18 protein-coding genes are annotated in these 22,961 nt (G+C 62.4%); 10 read left to right on the top strand and 8 right to left on the bottom strand.

Going from position 1 to position 22,961, the window contains the following annotated elements:
- Nucleotides 1-35: 35 nt before the first annotated feature.
- From ASG68_RS19050 to ASG68_RS19025, 6 genes are all read right to left on the bottom strand, one after another.
- The gene (locus tag ASG68_RS19050) at nucleotides 36-1,697 is read right to left on the bottom strand and encodes a urocanate hydratase (protein WP_062579905.1); all 1,662 of its coding nucleotides are present in this window, start codon (nucleotides 1,695-1,697) and stop codon (nucleotides 36-38) included.
- 224 nt (nucleotides 1,698-1,921) lie between these two features.
- Complete coding sequence (locus ASG68_RS19045) at nucleotides 1,922-2,251, bottom strand: TfoX/Sxy family protein (RefSeq protein WP_062579903.1); 330 nt, start codon at nucleotides 2,249-2,251, stop codon at nucleotides 1,922-1,924.
- A gap of 12 nt (nucleotides 2,252-2,263) precedes the next feature.
- Entirely contained in the window at nucleotides 2,264-3,355 is a 1,092-nt protein-coding gene (locus ASG68_RS19040; RefSeq protein ID WP_062579900.1) for a DUF917 domain-containing protein, read from the bottom strand.
- Nucleotides 3,355-4,623, bottom strand: coding sequence for a Zn-dependent hydrolase (locus ASG68_RS19035; protein ID WP_062579898.1), 1,269 nt, complete (start codon nucleotides 4,621-4,623; stop codon nucleotides 3,355-3,357). The genes ASG68_RS19040 and ASG68_RS19035 overlap by 1 nt, the downstream gene beginning before the upstream one ends.
- The gene (locus ASG68_RS19030; protein ID WP_062579896.1) at nucleotides 4,623-6,002 is read right to left on the bottom strand and encodes a dihydroorotase; all 1,380 of its coding nucleotides are present in this window, start codon (nucleotides 6,000-6,002) and stop codon (nucleotides 4,623-4,625) included. The genes ASG68_RS19035 and ASG68_RS19030 overlap by 1 nt, the downstream gene beginning before the upstream one ends.
- A 29-nt stretch (nucleotides 6,003-6,031) precedes the next feature.
- Complete coding sequence (locus ASG68_RS19025) at nucleotides 6,032-7,570, bottom strand: aromatic amino acid lyase (RefSeq protein WP_062580881.1); 1,539 nt, start codon at nucleotides 7,568-7,570, stop codon at nucleotides 6,032-6,034.
- A gap of 115 nt (nucleotides 7,571-7,685) precedes the next feature.
- Between ASG68_RS19025 and ASG68_RS19020 the strand changes: the two genes are divergently transcribed.
- The gene (locus ASG68_RS19020; RefSeq protein WP_062579895.1) at nucleotides 7,686-8,885 is read left to right on the top strand and encodes a LysR family transcriptional regulator; all 1,200 of its coding nucleotides are present in this window, start codon (nucleotides 7,686-7,688) and stop codon (nucleotides 8,883-8,885) included.
- Between the two features lie 84 nt (nucleotides 8,886-8,969).
- Here ASG68_RS19020 and ASG68_RS19015 read toward each other — a convergent pair whose 3' ends face one another.
- The gene (locus ASG68_RS19015; RefSeq protein ID WP_062579893.1) at nucleotides 8,970-9,941 is read right to left on the bottom strand and encodes a GlxA family transcriptional regulator; all 972 of its coding nucleotides are present in this window, start codon (nucleotides 9,939-9,941) and stop codon (nucleotides 8,970-8,972) included.
- A gap of 110 nt (nucleotides 9,942-10,051) precedes the next feature.
- On the opposite strand from ASG68_RS19015, the gene ASG68_RS19010 reads away from it, so the two are divergent.
- From ASG68_RS19010 to ASG68_RS18970, 9 genes are all read left to right on the top strand, one after another.
- Nucleotides 10,052-10,954 carry a 3-keto-5-aminohexanoate cleavage protein gene (locus ASG68_RS19010; protein WP_062579891.1) on the top strand — a complete coding sequence of 301 codons (903 nt, stop codon included), beginning with the start codon at nucleotides 10,052-10,054 and terminating at the stop codon, nucleotides 10,952-10,954.
- A gap of 280 nt (nucleotides 10,955-11,234) precedes the next feature.
- The gene (locus ASG68_RS19005) at nucleotides 11,235-12,722 is read left to right on the top strand and encodes a carnitine 3-dehydrogenase (RefSeq protein ID WP_062579889.1); all 1,488 of its coding nucleotides are present in this window, start codon (nucleotides 11,235-11,237) and stop codon (nucleotides 12,720-12,722) included.
- Nucleotides 12,723-12,898: 176 nt separating this feature from the next.
- A complete protein-coding gene (locus tag ASG68_RS19000) occupies nucleotides 12,899-14,059 on the top strand; it encodes an acyl-CoA dehydrogenase family protein (protein ID WP_062579888.1) in 1,161 nt (386 codons plus the stop codon).
- A 202-nt stretch (nucleotides 14,060-14,261) separates the two neighbouring features.
- On the top strand, nucleotides 14,262-16,316 hold the full coding sequence (locus tag ASG68_RS18995) for an acetate--CoA ligase family protein (RefSeq protein WP_062579887.1): 2,055 nt from the start codon (nucleotides 14,262-14,264) through the stop codon (nucleotides 16,314-16,316).
- A gap of 5 nt (nucleotides 16,317-16,321) precedes the next feature.
- Nucleotides 16,322-17,104, top strand: coding sequence for a carnitinyl-CoA dehydratase (locus ASG68_RS18990; protein WP_062579886.1), 783 nt, complete (start codon nucleotides 16,322-16,324; stop codon nucleotides 17,102-17,104).
- A gap of 315 nt (nucleotides 17,105-17,419) precedes the next feature.
- Complete coding sequence (locus tag ASG68_RS18985; protein WP_062579885.1) at nucleotides 17,420-19,009, top strand: ABC transporter substrate-binding protein; 1,590 nt, start codon at nucleotides 17,420-17,422, stop codon at nucleotides 19,007-19,009.
- Nucleotides 19,009-20,118 carry an ABC transporter permease gene (locus ASG68_RS18980; protein ID WP_062579882.1) on the top strand — a complete coding sequence of 370 codons (1,110 nt, stop codon included), beginning with the start codon at nucleotides 19,009-19,011 and terminating at the stop codon, nucleotides 20,116-20,118. The genes ASG68_RS18985 and ASG68_RS18980 overlap by 1 nt, the downstream gene beginning before the upstream one ends.
- Nucleotides 20,115-20,942: an ABC transporter permease gene (locus ASG68_RS18975; protein WP_062579880.1), complete on the top strand. Its 828-nt coding sequence runs from the start codon at nucleotides 20,115-20,117 to the stop codon at nucleotides 20,940-20,942. Before ASG68_RS18980 ends, ASG68_RS18975 begins: the two co-directional genes overlap by 4 nt.
- Complete coding sequence (locus ASG68_RS18970; protein WP_062579878.1) at nucleotides 20,935-22,566, top strand: ABC transporter ATP-binding protein; 1,632 nt, start codon at nucleotides 20,935-20,937, stop codon at nucleotides 22,564-22,566. Before ASG68_RS18975 ends, ASG68_RS18970 begins: the two co-directional genes overlap by 8 nt.
- Before the next feature lie 50 nt (nucleotides 22,567-22,616).
- Here the strand turns inward: ASG68_RS18970 and ASG68_RS18965 are convergent, their stop codons facing one another.
- Nucleotides 22,617-22,955, bottom strand: coding sequence for a PAAR domain-containing protein (locus ASG68_RS18965; protein ID WP_062579876.1), 339 nt, complete (start codon nucleotides 22,953-22,955; stop codon nucleotides 22,617-22,619).
- Nucleotides 22,956-22,961: the final 6 nt, after the last annotated feature.

The following is a 22,961-nucleotide window of genomic DNA, read 5'->3' as shown; positions in this document are numbered from 1 at the left end:
ATCCGGCGCAAGGAAACAATTGTCACCGTGACGCATCAGTCGAGGGCGACGTAGCCGATCCCCTTTTTGCCGATCTCGTCCATCGACTCCTCGTAACCGGCATCGGCATAGCGGATGACTCCGAGCGAAGTATCGTTGGTCAGCGCGTGGCTCAGTCGCTCCGCCCCCGCTTCGGTGCCATCGGCAACGACGGTAACGCCGCAACTGGTCATGTAGCCAGCATAACCGCCGCCGCCCGAATGGACGACGACGAGATCGGCCATGGACGAGCAGAGCAGCATGGCATCGAGCAGCGGCCAGTCGGCAATGGCATCCGACCCATCCTTCATCCGCTCGGTCATGATGTTGGGATGGGCCATGGCGCCGGCATCGAGATGATCGCGGGAAAAGGCAATCGGCCCCTTCAGTTCGCCGGAGGCAACCAGAGCATTGACGGCGACGGCAAGCTGCGTGCGCTCGCCATGGCCAAGCCAGGCGATACGCGCCGGCAGACCCTCGAACGGCACGTTCTCGCGCGCCAGCCGGATCCAGTTGGTGATGATCTTGTTGTCCGGGAACATGTCGAGCAACAGGTCGTCGATCCGGGCGATATCGCTTTCCTCACCGGACAGGGCCATCCAGCGGAACGGACCGATGGCACGGGCAAACAACGGTCTAAGATAGGCTTCGGTGAAGATGCGGATATCGAAGGCGTTGGTAACGCCACCTTCGCGTGCCTGGGTACGGATCAAGTTGCCGTTGTCAAAGACTTCCGCGCCTTGGGCCTGGAATTCCAGCATCGCCTTGACATGATCGACGATCGAGGCGCGGCTGGCGGCCATCAACTGCCCCTGCCCGTCGACCCGCAAGCGTTTCACCTCATCGAGGCTCATGCCCTTCGGCACATAGCCGTAGACGAGGTCGTGAGCGGATGTCTGGTCGGTGACGATATCCGGCACGATGCCGCGTCGGGCAATTTCCGGATAGAGAGCCGCAGCATTGCCAACGAGGCCGATCGAGGTCGCCCGCTTTTCCTTCACCGCCTGGTCGATCATCGCCAAAGCGGTATCGAGATCGGGAGCAATCTCCTCGAGGTAACCGATCGCCTTGCGTTTTTCCGCGCGCACCGGGTCGATGTCGATGCACAGGATCGCTGCACCCGCCATGCGCCCCGCCAGCGGCTGCGCGCCGCCCATGCCACCAAGACCGGCCGTCAGGATGAAACGGCCGGCCAGATCGCCGCCGAACCGGTTTTCGGCGATCCGCATGAAGATTTCGTAGGTACCCTGGATGACACCCTGGCTGCCGATATATTGCCATGCGCCGGCCGTCAGCCCGCCCCAGCAGATCAGCCCCTGTTTTTCCAACTCGTAGAACACCTCGGCCTTCGCCCACTGGCCGACAATGTTGCAATTGGCCATGATCACCAGCGGCGCTCTGGAATGGGTCTTGAGCAGACCGACTGGCTTGCCGGACTGGATGACCAGCGTCTGGTCCTCATCCATCTCCAGCAGCGTCTTGACGATCGCCCGGTGCGACGCCCAGTTGCGCGCCGCCTTTCCGAGTGCGGCGTAAACGATCAGGTTGTCCGGATCCTCGCCGACAGACAGCACATTCTCCATCAGCCGCAACAAGGCCTCCTGCCGCCACCCCTTGGCGCGCAGTTCCGGCCCGCCGGGGATTGGAAAATTGGGATGACGGGGATTGGGTTTGGGCATTGTGTTCTCCTGTCGAATTTATATCTTGGGGAGAGGCAAAGCTCTCCCTCGTTCTTTTGGAGCGTTTCCGGCCCACCGCTCCGTCATCCGCGGCCCTGAGCCGAGGATCCATACCCAGGGTCATGGATGGTCGGGTCAAGCCCGACCATGACGGAGAGGAGGAAGCGGCGGCATGCCGCCCACTCGCTCCTCAAAGGGGAAGCGTCCGAGAAACACGCACTTCGCTACTCCCGAGGCAAAGTCCTGACGAAAGCAATCGCGCCGTTCAGCAATCTCTGCCGCAAAGCGTCGTCGCCATAGGCATCCGGCCCGGCCCGCACCCAGCCTTCCATCCTGCGACCGCTCATGATCATCGCGGCGACGCCGTCGATCTCGAGCGCCCAGCCGTCATTACCCTTGCCAAGCCGGAGGAGCATGCCGCGGTCACTGGCCCCGCAGAGCAGATGGCCGTCCAGCATCCATGCCAGTCCGCCGAACATGCGCTTTCGCACAAGCCCTTGAAGGTCCTCCAGTTCAGCCTCGATCAGCTCTTCCAGCCCTTGATCGCGCGCCACGACCTACCTCCGTCACTTGGCCAGCGCATACTTCGCCAACTCGATCCCCATCGCCTTTTCCACCGATGGATAGACGCTCGGATCGAGCACGCTCGATGCGAGAGGGATGACCGTCTTCGGCACGTGCAGCACGAAGATCGTCATGCCGACCTGCAACTGGCCGACGCTGAGTGGCTCGCCATCGGTCGAAAGCGTTGTGATGACGTCCGGGAAGGTCGCCAGCCGCGTGCCGCCGGCATCCTCGACGGCCATGTATTCGTTCATGACGTGGAGTACCGTAGAGTCATCGCCCTTCCCCAGAGTCACGATTCCTATGTCGAAGGCTTCCTTCGTGTAGACGACAGATTTGTCGGTGATGACGCCTTCCGCCAAGATCGTCCCATTGGTGGTTTTGGCGATCGTATCGATGACGGCGCTGCCGCCCCTGCCTTCCGTGGCGATGATCGCCTCACCCAGAGTCAGGGCGAGCGAAATGCCCCCAAGGGCTGCGTTCTTGCGGACATAGGATGCCCTGAGCGGATTGCGGCAGGAAGCGATGAAGCCGCCGGACATGTCGGAGGCGGTGCGCAGGATCGGCGAGACCTTGGCGGTCGCTCCGCGCACGACGAGTTCGATGTAGCGGTTTTCGTCCCGATTGCCGCCGACTGCCGTCTGGATCATCTGCTCGGGCGAACCGGCCATGCCGATCGATCCCATGTCGCCAGTCGGATGCGCCCGCATGTCGCCGACGGCATCAAGCACTTTCGTGCCAAGAATGGCCGATGGCAGCCAGCCGTTGAGCGTCGAGGACTTGCCGTTCTGGCCGACCATCAGGGCCGACACTTTCTCGCCCAGCGCGTCCTGCAGCAGTTGCACCGCCTTGACATAATCGACGCCGCGCATTTCCCAGGGCGTGGTCGAAGCCGGCGCGCCGATGGCAGCTGCGGTCGCCACCCAGTCGTCGTCGGACAATTCGTCGATCGAGACCAGTTCCGGCTTGCCGATCGAGACGGCGGCATAGCCCAGCATGCGCCCGTGATCGGCCCAGCCGCCGCCGCCGGCCGCATAGACCGAGCCGCCCTTGACCGCCGCTTCGACGTCTTTTTCAGTCAATATCCGGCCCATCAGAGCTCTCCCTGCAAATCACTATCCAGTTTCCGCACGGCCTCGAACAAGACGGCTGCGCCCAGCGCAATATCGTCATTCTCGGCCCATTCGTCCGGCGTGTGCGAGCGCCCTTCCCGGCAGGCGACGAAGATCATCGCCGCCTTTGAAATGCGCGCCATCCAGGCCGTGTCGTGACCGGCGCCGGATGCCATCCGGCGATGCTTGGCGCCAACGCGCCCGCAGGCCTCTTCGAGATTGCGCAGGACCAGCGGATCAGCCGGCGTCGGAAAATTGTCCGAAATCATTTTCGGCGAAGCAATGGTCACACCGGTGTCGCGCTGGATATCGACGGCCAGTTGGTCGATCTCGCCGATGAAGCGCTCCATGTCCGGGCGCAGTTCGGCACGCGCGTCGATCAGGATACGGGCGCGTGACGGCACGACATTGGCGGCGTTCGGCTCGATGGAGAATTCGCCGACGGTGGCGGTGAAATGCCCTTCGCCCTTCGAAAACTCCGTACCCAGCCGCTCGACCTCGGCGACCATACGCGCCGCCGCCGTCAAGGCATCGCGACGGCGTCCCATCGGCGTCGTGCCGGCATGATCGGCCTGGCCTTCAAGCAGGATTTCGATGCGGGTGATCCCGGCAATGGCGGTGACAACTCCGACATCGCAGCGCTCAGCCTCCAATACCGGCCCCTGCTCGATATGCAGTTCCAGAAACGCCTTGATGTCCGAGCGCTTCTGCCGGGCAAGCCGCGAGGGATCGCCGCCGGCGTCAATCATGCCCTGACGCAGAGTGAGTTCCCCTTGCGTTCTGTTCAACCACCCATCCGGGATGAGACCCGCCAAACCCCGGCTGCCGATACACGAGACGCCGAAGATCGACACTTCTTCGGCGAGAAAGTCCACCACCTCAAGATCGTGGTCCAGCCGGCTGCCCGCGTCGTTCAGCGCCTGCGCGACCTCAAGTGCGGCCGCAACACCGGCGATACCGTCGAACCGGCCGCCTTCAGGTACAGTGTCGGAATGCGAACCGAGCATGATCGTGCCAAGCCCACTCTTGCGGCCCTTGCGGCGGCCGATGAGATTGCCCGACGCGTCGATCCGGGTTTCGAGACCAGCCGCCTTGAACCGTTGTTCCAGAAAAGCGCGGCCTTCGAGAAAGATCGGCGTGAAGGCGCGTCGCGTATAGGGCCGGTCAGGCTCGGTGATGCGGGCGAGGCCCTTGATGATATCGGCGATGCGCGTCGCATCGACGGGAAGGTTGCTCTCGACAGCCGCCATCAAACGGCCTCGCGCAACGGCAGGCTGGCGAGCGGTCGCACGAATTGGCCGGCACCGGGCGCGGCGATAACCGTATTGCCGTCGAACACCCGATTGCCGCGATTGTAGGTCGAGGCCACGCGCCAAGGCAGGCGGATGCCATTGTAGGGCGACCAGCCGACGACATTGTTGCCGCTTTCCGCTGCGTCGTATGTATAGGGCTCGGGCGTCAACACCGCGATATCCGCATCCTTGCCGACTTCCAGCGCGCCTTTCTGGTGATCGAGCCGGAAATGCCGGGCTGGATTGAGCGCCATCAACTCCGCCGCGCGCGTCAGCGGAATGCCGCGCTCCAGCGCACCCTTGACGAACAGCGGCACCATGACCTCGAGCCCTGGCACGCCGGAGGCATTGGCGAGCATGTCCGGATTGGTCTTGCGGTTTTCCGACCAGCTGACGTGATCTGTGGAAACCAGCGTCACCGTGCCGTCGGCCACATGCCGCCAGAGCTTTTCCACCTCGGCGCGCGGCCGGATCGGCGGATTGATCTTCGCCTTGCCCCCAAGTCGGCGCACGTCGTTCTCTTCGTCAAGGACGAGATAATGGATGCAGCACTCGATCGTAGCTCGAAAACCCTGCGCTCGATAGGCGGCGGCGATGTCATAGCCACGGCCGACAGAGCAGTGGACCACATGCGCCGGGCAGCCCGTGGCGACGCCCGTCTCATAGATCTGGTTGGTCGCTAGAAGTTCGGTCAGCGGTGGCCGCGACAGGCCATGGGCGCGGTAATCGGTGATGCCGGCAGCCTTCACCTTGTCGATCGCGGCCCGCACCGCCTCGTCATCCTCGTTATGCACGCCAGCCGTCAGCCCGGTTGGCGCGATGGCGGCAAAACACTCTTCCAGCAGAGCGGCGGGAATGCGCGGAAAGCGCTTGGGATCGGTGCCAAAGGTCGAGAACTTGAAGGCAGCAACACCGGCCTCGACCATTTCGCCAATACGCGCCGGCCCCTCCTCCGGATCGACCGTGCCATAGAGGGCAAAATCGACGCGGGCCTGTGGTCCTGCCTGATCAATCTTGCGCTGCACCGCCTCGGCCGAGCAGACGAGATTGCCCTCGTCATAGGGCATGTCGACGATCGTCGTCACACCACCGGCAGCGGCCGAGCGCGTCGACCAGATAAAGTCCTCCTGATCCTTCTGGCTCAGCGAATGCACCTGCGCATCGATCGCGCCAGGCAGGATCAGCGCCTTGCCGAGATCGTGACGCTCGCGCGCCGCCGGCATGGCACCCTGGCCGACAAGAGAGATCTTGCCGTCGCGCACAGCCACGTGGCCGCTCTCGACGATGCGATCCGGCAAAACCACGGTACCCTTCAAAACCAGGTCGAAATCAGACATCCGCGTATCCTTGATTATTTGCCGGGGGATTATTTGCCGAGCGCAAAGAAATCGTCGAATTCAGGCATGGGGGCTGCCGCGATCAGCGTCGCAAGCAGCTTCTCGCAGGCGAAATCGTGATGGAGCGCCTCGATCTCCTTCGATAGCGGCCGATCCTTGAGATAGATCGGGCTGACGGCACGCACCCGCTCATAGGCGATCTGCGTCACACCCTGCGGCTTATCGCCGAGAAGATCGATCGCCTGAGCCGACAGCATGGCCTCGATCGCCGCCATCTGGCGCAGGTCGCGCACCTGCGTTTCCATGCGTTCGACAATCAGCGGCAGGAAGGTCGCCTCTTCCTCCAGTCCGCCGGCGACGACGATCGACTGGGCCGAGAGCGGCACGGCCAGCGACTGGACGCGCATGTAGAGTTCCACGGCGAGCTTCATCAGTGGCCCGAGGCCGCTTGCCACTTCGCCCGGTGCCACGAGATTGACCGGCAGATTGCGCCGCACGCCGTTGGACAAGAGAACGCAGCGGTTGAGCACGTTGCGCGCCACATGCGAGAAGGCGATTTGCGCGGTCTCGATATAGAGCGTCGTCGTCAGCGGCAGCGATGCGCCCGAGGCATGCACCTGGCCGCCGAGAACCACAGGATTATCATCGGAGAGATAGGTCGCATCGACCAGCCGCTCGGCGGCCACCAGCAGCGTATCGACGACGGCGCCGAAGACCTGCGCGGTCATGCGCAGGCTGAGTGGATCGTGGATCGCCGTCGGCAGGGGCCAATCGACACAATCGGATTGACCGTAAAGCCACGACCCGACCAGCGCTTCGCCGCGCGTTCCGAGTGTCGCAGCAACTCGCCAAGGATCGGCTGAGGCTCCGAGCGCCAGCGATGACATCAGTCCGGTGGTCATCAGCACACGAATGGCGGAGGCCGCCTCGCGCATGACATCGGCAGCGGCAGCAAAGGCTGTCGCGTTGACGCTAAGAGCCGCCAAGGCATCGCGCGGCTGCATCTGGAACGGCTCGAGGCCGGCGCGGCGAAGTGCTTCGCCGGCATCCAGCAACTCTTCCTCGAAAAAGGCCTCACCGGTGCCGGTCAGCACGGAGGCCACCTGCCCCATCAGGCCGATATCGGCACAACCGATCGAGCCATGCCGGTGCACAGCCGGCACGACGCCGCGCTCCAGAAGAGCGAGGAAGGCCTTTACCAGATCGACGCTGCAGCCCGTGCGGCCGCCGAGCGCCGTGTTGATGCGGATCGCGATCGCCTTGCGCACGATGGCCTTGGAAAACAATGGCCCGGTGCCAAAATGATGGGCCTTGACCAGCGCCGTGTTGAACTCGCCGAGGTCATCGACCGTCCAGAGCCGGTCCTTCATCGAGCCGACGCCGGTGTTCGCGCCGTAAACTGGCAGGCCCATGGCTATGCGGTCAGCGATAACGGTGTGAGCAGCATCGACACGTGCATAGGAATGATCGGAAACGACCGGAACGACTTGACCCGAGCCGATCTTTTCCAAGGCGGAAAAATCCAGCGGGTTGCCTGTCAGAAAAATGGTTTTCACCGATGCATGCATGCTTTGACTCACCTTGTTGACCGCCATGCTATGCCCAATCCCGCCGCTTGTGATATATCCCAAAATCGAAACGCAAGATGTACATATCCGGACATGCCGGATCGTGAAGGACCTGATGGATATCGCCACCCTTTCCCTCGTTCACGCGGTCCTTGAAGAACGCGGCATTCGCAGGGTTGCCAAAGTCAGCGGCCGGCCGGCCTCTAGCGTCAGCGCGGCACTCAAGCGCTTCGAGGCGGCGATTGCCGTGCCGCTCGTTCGCCGTGAGGGCGGAACGCTGGTGCCGACGCTGGAAGCGCAAAGCCGGATGGCGGATCTGGCGGCGGCGAACCGCGCCATTCGTTCCCTGCTTTCGCTCGGAAGCGCTCCACTTTCCAGTGCTACACCGTCTGTTAGCCTTGCCGCGCTCGATCGTTTTGTCACCGTGGCGCGCAGCGGCAGCATCCGTGGCGCGTCACGAATCTCTGGCACCGGCCAGCCTCAATTGACCCGGCAGATGAGCGAACTGGAGCGCGATCTCGGCTACGATCTTCTCATCCGTTCACAGTCGGGCATCTCCTGCACGCCGCATGGTCTTGCCGCCATCGCCATCGCTGAAGAGCTCCTGGACGTCTGGCGGCGGCTGTCGCGGGCGTCAAGCGACCGGTTCCGTCGCGCCGCCGCGACCTGGCGGTTCGGCGCGGTGATGCCGCTCGGTCCGGAAAGCGAGATCGCCCGCATGCTGGCGGCACTGACCGCCGAATGGCACCTCGCCCGTCCGCGCCAGCCGCTGTTCGTCTCCAGCACCACCGCCGACGAACTCATTGCGGGATTGAAAAACCGCCGCTTCGATGTCGTTTTGCTCGATCTCGAAACCTTCCCCTCGGAGTTCGAGGGCACACTGATCTCACGCACACCGCTGGCCTTGGCCGGCCATGCCTCCCTGTTCGCCCGTCATGGCGACGATGTCCGAGGACTGCTGCAATCCCATCCTATCGCGGTGCCAAGCCTGAAGAGCGGCCTGCGACAACAGGCGACCCGGTTCATCGAGGCGACGCTGACCGATCAGGAGCGCAACCGGCTGACGTTGACCGAGGTTGATTCCATCCCGGTCATCCTCAATCTGGTGATGGATCACGGCTATCTCTCGGTCCTTCCGGAAAGCTCGGCCGCCCGTGTGCGCAATGCTCCCGCGATGCTGCGGCTCGGTCCCGGCTATATGCAGAGCCTGTCGTTGGTCTGGCAGAAGAACGCACTTTCAAGGCAGGTGGCAGAGGAGATGCTCATGATGATGACAGAGGACCGGACGATCAGGCTTGAGCCGAAGGCCGAGTGATTCTTTCTCTCCACAACACACGGCAAACTTCTGATTCGATTCGCGGATCCGCCTCCGCTTGAATCAGCGCTTGAAACCGTTGAATCAGTTCTTGAGCTTCAAACGCTTGCGGGTCTCGCTCGGGCTTTCGCGATAGTGCGCGCGGTAACTGCGAGAAAAGGCCGAGGACGAATTGAAGCCGGTGGCCGCAGCAATATCTGCGAAATCGGCGCGCGTCTCGATCACCTTGCGCCGGGCGGCATTGAGCCGGAGCGCGAGGTAATGCGCATGCGGCGCCACACCCATCGTCTCCTGAAACAGGTCCTGCAGATGGCGGGCGCTGACGCCGATGCGGCGGGCCAGACGCGTGAGCGTCAGCGGCGCATCCACCGTCTCCTCCATCAGCTTGACGGCCGTATCCACCCGCGCGTCGAGGATGCGCATATTGCCGATCGTCGGCACCTGCAGCAGGTCCCCACTCGTCCGCTCCTGCTCGTAGATGAACAGCCGCGACACTTCGAGCGCCAGCGAATAGCTATGCTGGCGGCGGATCAGTTCCAGCATCAGGTCGAGCGTCGGCAGCGAACCACCCGTCGTTATGCGCTTGCCGTCGATGACGAAACGTTCGCGCACCATGGTGATCTGCGGATAGGCGGCCGCAAAATCCTCGAAATCCTCCCAGTGGTTGGTGGCCGAGAAATTGTCGAGCAGACTGGTCTCGGCCAGCATCCAGGAGCCGGCCTCGATCCCGGCCATGACCTCGCGATGCCGGGCGGTGCGTGACAGTTGCATCTTCAGCTGCGTCGTCGCATAGGCCCGCCAGTTGTAGCTCGACAGCACGAACAGGGGCGCAGTCTCATTTTGCGGCCGGAACGGGCCGGCGACGGGAATCGGAATGCCGCTCTTCGTCTCGATCGACTGGCCGTCCGGGCTGAAAATGGTCCAGCTGTAGAGCGTTTTTCCAGCGATCCTGTTGGCGGCGCGCAGGGGCTCGATCACCGATGCAACCAGAATCAGGTTGGTCTCCGGCACCACCAGCAGATCGATATGCTGGGTTTCCTCCTTCGGCACGAGCAAGACGATCTCTCCACCTCATAATTCCGAGAATGTATAATAAACATCCGGAAATGAAAAGCAGAACGGAAATTCTTGGATCGTAATGGGGACAAGAACAAGGGGAGGCTTTTATGCCACTGAGCATGAACCGCGACGTTTTCATCACCTGTGCCGTTACCGGATCCGGCGATACCGCCGGCAAGTCGCCGCATGTGCCGAGGTCGCCGAAGGAAATCGCGGCATCCGCCATCGACGCCGCCAAGGCTGGTGCCGCCATCGTGCATTGTCACGTCCGCGATCCGGAAACCGGCGCGCCGAGCCGCCGCAACGACCTCTACAAGGAAGTCACCGACCTCATCCGCTCCGCCGATGTCGACGTCGTCCTGAACCTGACCGCCGGCATGGGCGGCGACCTGATTTTCGGAAATGTCGAGAGCCCGCTGCCGCTCAATCCGAATGGTACCGACATGGCCGGCGCCACCGAACGCGTGTCGCACGTTGCCGAATGCCTGCCGGAAATCTGCACGCTCGATTGCGGCACGATGAACTTCTCGCTCGGCGACTATGTGATGACCAACACGCCGTCGATGCTGCGCGCCATGGCCAAGATGATGACCAATCTCGGTATTCGCCCGGAAATCGAAGCCTTCGATACCGGCCATCTCTGGTTCGCCAAGCAGCTTGTCGAGGAAGGCCTGATCGAGGATCCGGTGCTGATCCAGCTCTGCATGGGCATTCCGTGGGGTGCGCCTGATGACCTCAACACGTTCATGGCCATGGTCAACAATGTCCCGAATAACTGGACTTTCTCCGCCTTCTCGATCGGCCGCAACGCGCTCGCCTACCCGGCAGCGGCGGTGCTTGCCGGCGGCAATGTCCGCGTCGGCCTGGAAGACAATCTCTATGTCGGCAAGGGCCAGCTCGCCACCAATGCCCAGCTCGTCGAAAAGGCAGTCAGCGTCATCGAGGGCATGGGCGCCAAGATCATCGGGCCAGCTGAAGTGCGTGAGAAGCTGAAGCTGGTGAAGCGGTAGGACATTAGCGCCTGGGGCAAGTCTCCCCCCTCACCAAGTGCGCCCAGCGTTCGACTGCGTCTCACGCGGGCTTACTATCCTCTCCCACAAGGGGAGAGGTAGGGGTGCCACGATCACCGCCCCCCGAATGAGGCGAGATGGTGCCGGGAGTCTACCTCTCCCCTTGCGGGAGAGGATACGAAGGCCGGGTGAGACGCAGTCGAACCCTTGGCCGAAGTTGGTGAGGGGTAATCGCCGCTCACACGATGCCAAAGATAAAAATGACGAGATGGGAACAACCATGACCAAAATCACCAAGGCGGCCTGTATCGGTGGCGGCGTTATCGGCGGGGCCTGGGCGGCACGCTTCCTGCTCGCCGGCATTGATGTCGCCATGTACGATCCACATCCGGAAGCTGAACGTATCGTCGGCGAAGTGCTTGCCAATGCCGAGCGCGCCTATGCCATGTTGACCATGGCGCCGTTGCCTCCGAAGGGCAAACTCACCTTCGTCAAGAGCATCAAGGAAGCAGCGCAAGGCGCTGACTGGATTCAGGAAAGCGTGCCTGAGCGGGTCGACCTGAAGCGCAATGTCATCACCCAGATCGACGCCGCCGCCGATCCGAAGGCGCTGATCGGCTCCTCCACGTCAGGCATCATGCCGACCGATCTGCAGCGCGACATGAAGCATCCCGAGCGCATGTTCGTCGCCCATCCTTACAACCCGGTCTATCTGTTGCCACTCGCCGAACTCGTCGGTGGCGAAAAGACGGCGCCCGAAACACTGGAACTCGCCAAGGCACGTCTCGCACCGATCGGCATGAAGGGCGTCATCCTCAAGAAGGAAATCGAAGCCTTTGTTGGCGACCGGCTGCTGGAAGCCATCTGGCGCGAAGGTCTCTGGCTGATCAAGGATGACATCTGCGACACCGAGACGCTCGACGACGTGATCCGCTATTCCTTCGGCATGCGCTGGGCGCAGATGGGCATGTTCGAGACCTATCGCATCGCCGGTGGTGAAGCCGGCATGCGCCACTTCATCGCCCAGTTCGGCCCCTGCCTCTCCTGGCCCTGGACCAAGTTGATGGATGTTGTCGATCTCGATGACGAACTGGTCGACAAGATCGCCAGCCAGTCCGACGCCCAGTCGGGTGCCTACGGCTTCCGCGAACTCGAGCGCATCCGCGACGAAAACCTCGTCGGCATCATGCAGACGCTGAAGGGCTCCAACGGCGGCAAGGGCTGGGGCGCCGGCAAGCTGCTGGCCGATTTCGAGGCGCATCTCTGGGACAACGCGCCGAAGCCGGACGCGAAGCCGAGCGCCGAGCCGCTCAAGCTGCTGGAGCCGAAGGTTCATCCGTCCTGGGTCGATTACAACGGCCACATGACCGAGTTCCGCTACAGCCAATGCTTCGCCGATGCCGCCGACGCGCTGCTGCGCCTGATCGGGGTCGATATGGATTATGTCGCGGCCGGCCACAGCTATTACACCGTCGAATCCCACAATCAGTGGCTGGATGAGGCCAAGCTCGGCGATACGCTTGAGGTCACCGCCCAGATCCTGCCCTCCGATGGCAAGAAGCTCCACACTTACATGTGGCTGCGTCGCCCGTCCGACGGCGCTCTGTTGGCAACCTGCGAGCACCTCATGCTGCATGTGTCTTCCAAGGAAGGAAAAGCGGTACCGCCGCTGCCCGAGGTGCTGGCGAAGTTCAAGCCACTGGCGGACGCCCATGCGGGCCTGCCGGTGCCGGCGAATGCCGGGCGCGTTGTTGGGCAGAAGCGGTAACGCGCTTTTCAGAGTTTGCCCCTCATCCGGCCTTTCGGCCACATTCTCCCCGTTGAAACGGGGAGAAGGGACAAGCGGCAAACTCCGTCATTCCGTCTCCCCGCATGCGGGAGAGGGCCAGGGTGAGGGGCAGACCTGAGGAGAGGTCGAAGCCCAATAATACGAGGGAACGAACCATGGATTTCGCACTGACCGAGGAACAGCAGATGATCGTCGATACCGTTCGCGGTTTCGTCGAGACCGAAATCTATCCGCATGAGAACGAGGTCGAGCGGATCGGGATCGTGCCGAAGGAACTCGGCCAGGAGATTGCGCAGAAGTGCAAGGATCTCGGCTTCTTCGCCTGCAACATGCCGGAGGAAGTCGGTGGCGCCGGGCTCGATCACCAGACGTTTACGCTGGTCGAGCGCGAACTCGGCCGTGGCTCGATGGGCCTGACCGTCTTCTTCGGCCGCCCCTCCGGCATCCTGATGGCCTGCAACGCGGAACAGCGCGAGCGCTACCTGATCCCCGCCGTCAAGGGTGAGAAGTTCGACGCGCTCGCCATGACCGAGCCGGATGCCGGCTCGGATGTGCGCGGCATGAAGTGTTTCGCCAAACAGGATGGCGAAGACTGGATCGTCAACGGCACCAAGCATTTCATCAGCCATGCCAATATCGCCGATTTCGTCATCGTCTTTATCGCCACCGGCGAGGAAGAGACACCCCGCGGCCCGAAGAAGAAGATCACCTGTTTCCTCGTCGATCGCGGCACGCCCGGCTTCGAAATCCGCAACGGCTATGACAGCGTGTCACATCGTGGCTACAAGAATTGCATCCTCAGTTTCGACGATTGCCGCCTGCCCTCCTCCGCCATTCTCGGCGAAGTCCACAAGGGTTTCGACATCGCCAATGACTGGCTCTACGCCACCCGCATCACGGTTGCCGCCACCTGTGTCGGCCGCGCGCGCCGGGTGTTCGATTATGCCCTGCCCTATGCGGCCGAACGGAAGCAGTTCGGCAAACCGATCGGCGCCAACCAGGGCGTCTCTTTCAAGCTCGCCGACATGATCACCGAAATCGACGCCGCCGATTACCTGACGCTCGCTGCCGCTTGGCGGCTTGACCAGAAGCTTCCCGCCAACCGCGAGATTGCCTCTGCGAAGCTCTACGCGTCGGAGATGCTCGCGCGCGTCACCGATCAGGCGATCCAGATCTATGGCGGCATGGGCCTCATGGACGACTTGCCGCTCGCCCGTTTCTGGCGCGATGCCCGCGTCGAGCGCATCTGGGACGGCACATCGGAAATCCAGCGCCACATCATCAGCCGCGACCTGCTGCGGCCGCTGGGGGCGTGAGGATAATGATGTTTGTGAAGCAAAACACCCCTCCCCAACCCCTCCCCACAAGCGGGAGGGACTTAACATGCCGGAACCTCCCGCATATCAGCACCGCCTGCGCAAGCCGAGCTTATGAGTTGCGCGCGACAGGTGCGGCATCCAAGCCCCTCCCCCTTGTGGGGAGGGGTTGGGGAGGGGGTTTCTCGTCAGGAGCCCAATCATGACCCGCTCCCTCGACCGTCTCATCCGCCCCAAATCCATCGCCGTCTTCGGTGGCAAGGAAGCGCGCCGGGTGATCGAGCAGTGTGGCAAGATGGGCTTCAAGGGCGATATATGGCCCGTCCATCCGAAACTCGACGACGTCCTCGGCCACAAATGCTACCGATCGGTGGCCGACCTGCCGGCAGCGCCGGACGCATCCTTCGTCGGCGTCAATCGCCAGCTAACGATCGATATCATCCGCGACCTGTCTGCCCGCGGTGCAGGCGGCGCGATCTGCTATGCCTCTGGTTTCCGCGAAGCCGTCAGCGAACTCGCCGATGGCAACGATCTGCAGGAAGCGCTGGTGGCAGCAGCCGGCGACATGCCGATCGTCGGGCCGAATTGCTACGGCTTCATCAATGCGCTGGATGGCGCCCTGCTCTGGCCCGACCAGCACGGCATGCTGCGCGTGGACAAGGGCGTTGCGGTTCTGACGCAATCGTCCAACATCGCCTGCAACATTTCCATGCAGATGCGCGGCCTGCCGCTCGCCTATATCATGACCGCCGGCAACCAGGCGCAGACCGGCCTTTCGGAACTCGCCATCGCTGCGCTCGAAGATCCGCGCGTCACCGCCGTCGGCCTGCATATCGAAGGATTCGACAGTATCGAAGCCCTGCAGCGACTGGCGGTGCGCGCCCGTGAACTGAAAAAGCCCGTCGTAACGCTGAAGGTCGGCAAGTCGGAGGCAGCCCAGCTTGCCACCGTCTCGCACACCGCGTCGCTCGCCGGCAATGACGCCGTCTCCAGTGCGGTTCTCGAACGCCTCGGCATCGGCCGGGTGGAGACCCTGCCCGAACTCCTGGAAACGCTGAAGCTGCTGCACCTGCATCCGCCGCTGAAGAGCTTCGACATCTCCTCGATGAGTTGCTCTGGCGGCGAGGCGTCGCTGATGGCCGATTCCGGCGTCAAACGAAAAACTGTGTTCCGCGCCCTGAAGGAGAGCCAGCGCCAGCCGTTGCGCGAAACGCTCGGCGACATGGTCACCATCGCCAATCCGCTGGATTATCACACCTTCGTCTGGGGCAATCTCGAAAAGCAGACGATCGCCTTCACCGAAATGATGAAGGGCGACTACGCGCTGAACCTTATCGTTCTCGATTTCCCGCGCCAAGATCGCTGCGACGCTGCCGACTGGAACACGACCTGCGACGCTGTCATCGCCGCCGCCAAGGCGACCGGCGCGGTTGCCGGCGTCGTCGCCAGCCTCGGCGAAAACATGCCGGAGGAAACGGCGCTGTCGCTGATGGCATCCGGTGTCGTTGCTTTCTCGGGCATCGACGAGGCTCTGGCCGCCGCCGAAATCTCGGCTGGCATCGGCGCCAGCTGGGCAAAGCCAGCGCCGCAGCCGCTGCTGTCGGCCAGCCCGGACAGCAGCGACATCGTGACGATCAGTGAGAGCGAGGCAAAAGCCGAACTCGCCAAATTCGGCCTCGTCGTGCCGATGGGCAAGGTGGCGCTGACGGCAAGCGAAGCGGCGGATGTCGCCGAAACACTCGGCTTCCCGGTCGTCCTGAAAGGTCTCGGCATCGCGCACAAGACCGAGGCCGGCGCCGTCAAACTGAACCTGCCCGACCGACAGGCCGTTCTGGACGCAGCAGATACCATGAGAGGTGTCGCCTCTGGATTTCTGGTCGAAAAGATGATCGCTAAACCGGTCGCCGAGATCATCGTCGGCGCCATACGTGATCCCGTCGCCGGTCTGGTCCTGACCATCGGCGCCGGCGGAATCCTCGTGGAACTGCTGGACGATTCAGCCATTCTGACACTGCCGACCACGCCGGACGCCATCGGCACCGCAATCAATGGCCTCAAGATCAGGAAGCTCCTGGATGGCTATCGCGGCGGTCCGAAAGGCGATGTCGCGGCGCTCAACGCGGCTGTCGCTGCTGTTGCATCCTATGTCGCTGCAAACGCTTCAAAGCTCGAAGAACTGGATATCAATCCTATCATGGTCTTGCCGCAAGGGTCTGGAATCGTTGCGGCCGATGCCCTGATCCGTCGAAGGAAATGACGCCTATGACCGGACCTATCGGAACCCGCCGCGAAGGCGCCATTCTCGAAGTCACCATCGACCGGCCGAAGGCCAATGCGATCGATCTGGTGACCAGCCGGATCATGGGCAAGATCTTTGCCGACTTCCGCGACGACGACACGCTGCGGGTGGCGATCATAACCGGCGCGGGAGAAAAATTCTTCTGTCCCGGATGGGACCTGAAAGCTGCGGCCGACGGCGATGCCGTCGATGGCGACTACGGGATCGGCGGTTTCGGCGGCATGCAGGAACTGCGTGATCTCAACAAGCCGATCATCGCGGCCATCAACGGCATCTGCTGCGGAGGCGGGCTTGAAATCGCGCTCTCCACCGACATGATCCTCGCCGCCGAGCACGCCACCTTCGCCCTGCCGGAAATCCGCTCCGGCACCGTCGCTGATGCTGCCTCGATCAAGCTGCCGAAACGCATTCCCTATCACATTGCCATGGACATGCTGCTCACCGGCCGCTGGCTGGACGCGGTCGAGGCCAATCGCTGGGGTTTCGTCAACGAGATCCTGCCCGCCGACAAGTTGATGGAGCGTGCCTGGGAACTCGCCCGCCTGCTCGAAAGCGGCCCGCCCCTCGTCTACGCCGCCATCAAGGAAGTGGTGCGCGCCGCCGAAGGCGAGGACTTCCAGACCACGATGAACAAGATCACCAAGCGCCAGTTCAAGACGGTCGATATCCTCTATTCGAGCGAAGACCAGTTGGAAGGTGCGAGGGCATTTTCGGAAAAACGCGATCCGGTGTGGAAGGGGAAATAGCCGCAAGATCGTGGAAAGCAGCCAGTTCCGTGTCATCGATCTTCTGTGGCACGTTATCATAAGTTCAACTTATGAAAAATGCCGAATTTTTATATGAATACAGGGTGTCATTTGAGCGATACCATTAAATTTAACGGGGATTTCCGCTGAGCAGGAACATCCGCTTCACGAAAGGCAGACGGGCGGCGAAACAATCCGCAAATGTTACTGGCCTACCTGCCCTCGGGCATGCATTCTAGCGACAACCCGATCACCAACGATCGAGAACAATAATGAAAAACGGCGAAAAGCCATCAAACACAAGGGAACAGGGGAATGAGCGATTACAAGAACTACCTCGCCAATCAGGTCATGCTGGGCAAGATGAACCGCCGCGAATTCATGGGCCGCACCTTGGCCGCCGGCGTGGCGCTGTCGAGCGCCAGCACGCTGTTTGCGACCAGCGCCGCCGCGCAGGAACCCAAGAAGGGCGGCCACCTGAAACTCGGCCTCGAAGGCGGCTCCGCCACTGATTCAAACGATCCGGCAAAGTTCCTGTCGCAGGTGATGTTCTGCATCGGCCGCTGCTGGGGTGACATGCTGGTTGAATCCGAGCCGCTGACAGGCGCTCCGGTTCCGGCATTGGCCGAATCCTGGGAGCCGTCCGCCGACGCCGCCACCTGGACCTTCAAGATCCGCAAGGGCGTCAAGTTCCACGACGGCAAGGACCTGACGATCGACGACGTCATCAAGACCCTGCAGCGCCACACCGACGAAAAGTCGGAATCCGGTGCGCTCGGCGTCATGAAGTCGATCAAGGAAATCAAGGCCGACGGCGAGAACCTCGTGCTCGTTCTCACCGAGGGCAACGCCGACCTGCCGCTACTGCTGACCGACTACCATCTCGTCATCCAGCCGGGCGGCGGTTACGACAATCCCGGCGCCGGCATCGGTACCGGCCCCTACAAACTGTCGAGCTTCGAGCCCGGCGTACGCTGCACGCTCGAAAAGAACGCCGACGACTGGCGCACGGATCGCGGTTTCGTCGACTCGATCGAAATCATCAACATGAACGACGCAACGGCCCGCATCGCCGCCCTGTCGTCCGGTCAGGTTCACTACATCAACCGCGTCGATCCGAAGACCGTGTCGCTGCTGAAGCGCGCGCCGAATGTCGAAATCCTCTCGACCTCGGGCCGTGGCCACTACGTCTTCATCATGCATTGCAACACCGCGCCGTTCGACAACAACGATCTGCGTCTGGCGCTGAAATACGCGATGGACCGCGAAAACATGGTGCAGACCATCCTCGGCGGTTACGGCAAGGTCGGCAACGACTTCCCGATAAACTCGACCTATGCCCTCTTCCCGGAAGGCATCGAACAGCGCACATACGATCCGGACAAGGCGGCCTTCCACTACAAGAAGTCCGGCCATAGCGGCTCGGTCCTCCTGCGCACCTCCGACGTTGCATTCCCGGGTGCTGTGGATGCGGCCGTGCTCTACCAGGAAAGCGCCAAGAAGGCCGGTATCGAGATCGAAGTGAAGCGCGAACCGGGTGACGGCTACTGGTCCAACGTCTGGAACGTCCAGCCCTTCTCGACATCCTACTGGGGCGGCCGCCCGACCCAGGACCAAATGTACTCGACGGCTTACCTGTCGACGGCCGACTGGAACGATACCCGCTTCCTGCGGCCGGACTTCGACAAGCTTCTGCTTGAGGCTCGTTCCGAACTCGACGAGAACAAGCGCAAGGACATGTACCGCACCATGGCCACGATGGTTCGCGACGAAGGCGGCCTGATCCTGCCAATGTTCAACGACTTCGTGAACGCCTCCACCAAGCAGGTGAAGGGCTATGTCCACGATATCGGTAACGACATGTCGAATGGCTACGTCGCGACCCGCGTCTGGCTCGACGCCTGATGGCTGCGCTCGGACCTGACACGGGTCCGGCGCTGACAACGGGAACGGCTGCGGGGGGCGAAGGCCTTCCGCAGACCGCTGTCCTGTCCGGGACAATCACCTTGCCGCCCGGCGGCAAGGTCACCGGAACATTCTGGCGCCGTTTCACCCTGCGCCGTCCCCTGGCGGCCCTCATCATCCAACGCCTCGGTCTGAGCGTTGGTCTCCTCTTTGCCGTGTCGCTGATGATCTTCGGCGGCGTGGAAGCCCTGCCCGGCGACTTCGCCACGACCTATCTCGGTCAATCTGCAACGCCGCAGGCAGTTGAAAACATCCGCAAGGATCTAGGCCTCGACCGGCCGATGACCGAGCGCTACGTCACCTGGCTCGGCGGAGCCATCAAAGGTGATTTCGGCACATCCTGGGCCAGCAAGAATTCCGTCAGCGAGCAGATCGGCAAGCGGCTCGGAAACTCCCTGTTCCTCGCTTTCTTCGCCGCGATCATCTCGATACCACTCGCGGTCGGGCTCGGCATGCTGGCGGTGCAATACCGAAACCGATTGCCGGACAAGATCATCAACGTCGTCTCGCTTGCGGCGATCTCGCTGCCCGAGTTCTTTGTCGGCTACCTGCTGATCCTGTTTTTCGCGGTGCAGATGGGCGTCGCAACCTTTCCATCCACGGTCTATGACAGCATGGGCTTCGGCGAGCGGCTGTCGGCGATCGCTCTGCCGGTGGCAACCCTCGTTCTCGTCGTGCTTGCCCATATGATGCGCATGACCCGCGCCGCCATCCTCAATGTCATGTCGTCTGCCTATGTCGAGACGGCGGAACTGAAGGGTCTCGGAGCTTTCCGGATCATCGCCCGCCATGCCGCTCCCAATGCGGTGGCGCCGGTCATCAATGTCATCGCCCTCAACCTCGCCTATCTCGTGGTCGGCGTCGTCGTCGTGGAAGTGGTGTTCGTCTATCCGGGCATGGGCCAGTATATGGTCGATGCGGTTACAGTGCGCGATATGCCGGTGGTGCAGGCCTGCGGCCTGATCTTCGCCGCCTTCTACATCTTCCTCAACATGGCGGCTGACATTCTGGCCATCCTCGCCAACCCGAGATTGAGGCATCCGCGATGAGATTGAGCTCCATTCCCCTCAGTGCATGGGTCGGCATCGCCGGCATCGTGCTCGCGCTGTTCTGCGCCATTTTCGCCCCGTGGATCGCTCCCTTTGGTGAACGCGATGTCGTCGGCGACATCTGGCTGCCGATGGGCGGCGACTTCCTTCTCGGCACCGACAATCTCGGTCGCGACCTGCTTTCGCGACTGATCTACGGCGCACGGACAACGATCTTCGTGGCGCTCGCCGCAACGATTATTTCGTTCTCGCTCGGTATGCTCCTGTCGTTCACGGCGGCGGTCACCGGCGGCTTCATCGATCAGTTGTTCTCGCGCTTCAACGACCTGATGATGGCGATCCCGACCCTGATCTTCGCCCTCGTCGTTCTCGCCGTCCTGCCGCAGCAGCTTTGGATCCTGATCCTCGTCATGGCGATGCTCGATTCGACCCGCGTCTTCCGCATCGGCCGGGCCGTCGCGCTCGACGTCGCGGTGATGGAGTTTGTCGAGGCGGCGCGGCTGCGCGGGGAAGGCACGCGCTGGATCATCTTCCGGGAGATTCTGCCCAACACGCTGTCGCCGCTGCTGGCCGAATTCGGCCTGCGGTTTGCCTTCTCCATCCTGTTCCTGTCCACCCTCTCCTTCCTCGGTCTCGGCATCCAGCCGCCGGCGGCCGACTGGGGCGGCATGGTCAAGGACAACAAGGACGGCATCATCTTCGGCATCTCGGCTGCCCTTGTTCCAGGCGGCGCGATTGCCGGCCTGGCGATCTGCGTCAACCTCGTTGTCGACTGGCTGATGAAACGGACCTCGAGCCTCAAGGGAGGGCGCGGCGATGCCTGATCTTCTTTCCGTGAAAAATCTGAAGATCGAGGCGACGAGTTATCCGCCGGGAGAACCGCCGAAAACGGTGACCCTGGTCGAGAACGTCTCGTTCGACGTACAGAAGGGCAAGGTTCTCGGCCTGATCGGCGAAAGCGGCGCCGGCAAGTCGACCATCGGCCTCTCCGCCCTCGCCTATGGCCGTGGCGGTGCGAAAATCACCGGCGGCCAGGTCCTGCTCAACGGCAAGGACATCCTGACACTCGGCCGTGATGGTGTTCGCACCATCCGAGGCTGCAAGGTCTGTTATGTCGCGCAATCGGCCGCCGCCGCCTTCAACCCGGCCCACAAGCTCGGCGAACAGGTGATCGAAGCGGCGCTCCGCCACAAGATCATGAGCCGGGAGGAAGCGGAAAAGCGCGCACTATACCTGTTCAAGGTGCTGGGGCTTCCGAGCCCGGAGACTTTCGGCCAGCGCTATCCGCACCAGGTTTCGGGCGGACAGTTGCAGCGCGCCATGACCGCCATGGCGCTCTGCCCGAACCCGGAACTCATCGTCTTCGACGAACCGACGACGGCGCTTGACGTCACCACCCAGATCGACGTGCTGGCGGCGATCAAGCATGCGATCGAGGAAACGCATACCGCCGCCCTCTACATCACCCATGACCTCGCCGTCGTTGCCCAGATCTCCGACGACATCATGGTGCTGCGTCACGGCAAGACGATCGAATACGGCACGACCCAGCAGATCATCGAGGCGCCTCGCGAAGATTACACCCGAGCCCTCGTCAGCGTTCGCCAGACCAAGCGCGAGGAAGCGACTGACCAGAGCAACACGCTCCTGAAGATCGACCGCATCAGCGCCGGTTATGCCAACGGCTTCAAGGTGCTGCATGACGTCACCATGCATCTGCCGAAAGGCCAGACCCTGGCGATCGTCGGCGAAAGCGGCTCGGGCAAGTCGACGCTGGCACGCGTCATCACCGGCCTGCTGCCGCCATCCGAAGGCACGATCACCTTCGACGGCAAGGAGCTTCCGAAGGCACTGAGCTCGCGCAACAAAGACCAGTTGCGCCGCGTGCAGATGATCTACCAGATGGCGGATACCGCGATGAACCCGCGCCAGACGGTGCGCGACATCATTGGCCGCCCGATCACCTTCTATTACGGCGTTCACGGCGCCAAGAAGACGGAACGGGTCAAGGAACTGCTGGAGCAGATCGAACTCGGCGATCGTTTCCTCGATCGTTATCCGGCTGAACTGTCGGGCGGCCAGAAGCAGCGCGTCGCGATCGCCCGGGCGCTTGCGGCCAAGCCGGAACTGATCCTGTGCGACGAACCGACCTCGGCGCTCGATCCGCTGGTGGCCGAAGGCATCCTGAATCTGCTTTTGAAGCTTCAGGAGGAAACCGCTGTTTCCTATGTCTTTATCACCCACGACATCGCCATCGTCCGCGCGATCGCCGACTCGGTCGCCGTCATGCACAGAGGCAAGCTCGTTCGCTTCGGGCCGAAGTCGAAAGTGCTGTCGCCGCCGTTCGACGACTATACCGACCTGCTCCTGAAATCGGTGCCGGAAATGGAACTTGGCTGGCTGGAAAAGGTGCTCAAGACCCGGCGCATGGAAAGTGCGGGGAATTGACCCCGTATCGCCGATACGTAGCCCGGCACTTCAATAGCCGGGCTGCGAATTCAATTGCTCTTGCAGGCAACATCCCCCGTCCGCTGAGCAGCCTCGCCTTCCATCGTCACCGAGGCCTCGCCCTTGGACGTGCAGTTGCCCTTCTCGGTCGCACCGGAGCGGAAATGGACGATCGGTTGGCCTTCGATGAAGATGCTCGGCACGATCTCGTAGAGTTCGGGCGGGCAATTGACGACATCGGACAGGCGCAGCGCCGGCTGTCCGCCGATCATGACGCTGGTGGCGCCGGAGAGCGCGCAGGCCGGCAGTGGTTGGGCGTCCTCGGCGGAAACCGGAGAAGCACAACATGCCAGAATCCAGAAGCTGGCAAACACGCGTCTCGCTGACATCATCAT

This window comes from Rhizobium sp. Leaf453, from assembly GCF_001425605.1.
GTDB lineage: Bacteria > Pseudomonadota > Alphaproteobacteria > Rhizobiales > Rhizobiaceae > Pararhizobium.
The sequence above is the reverse complement of the archived record's forward strand: the minus strand, read 5'-3'. Positions and strand labels throughout refer to the sequence as shown.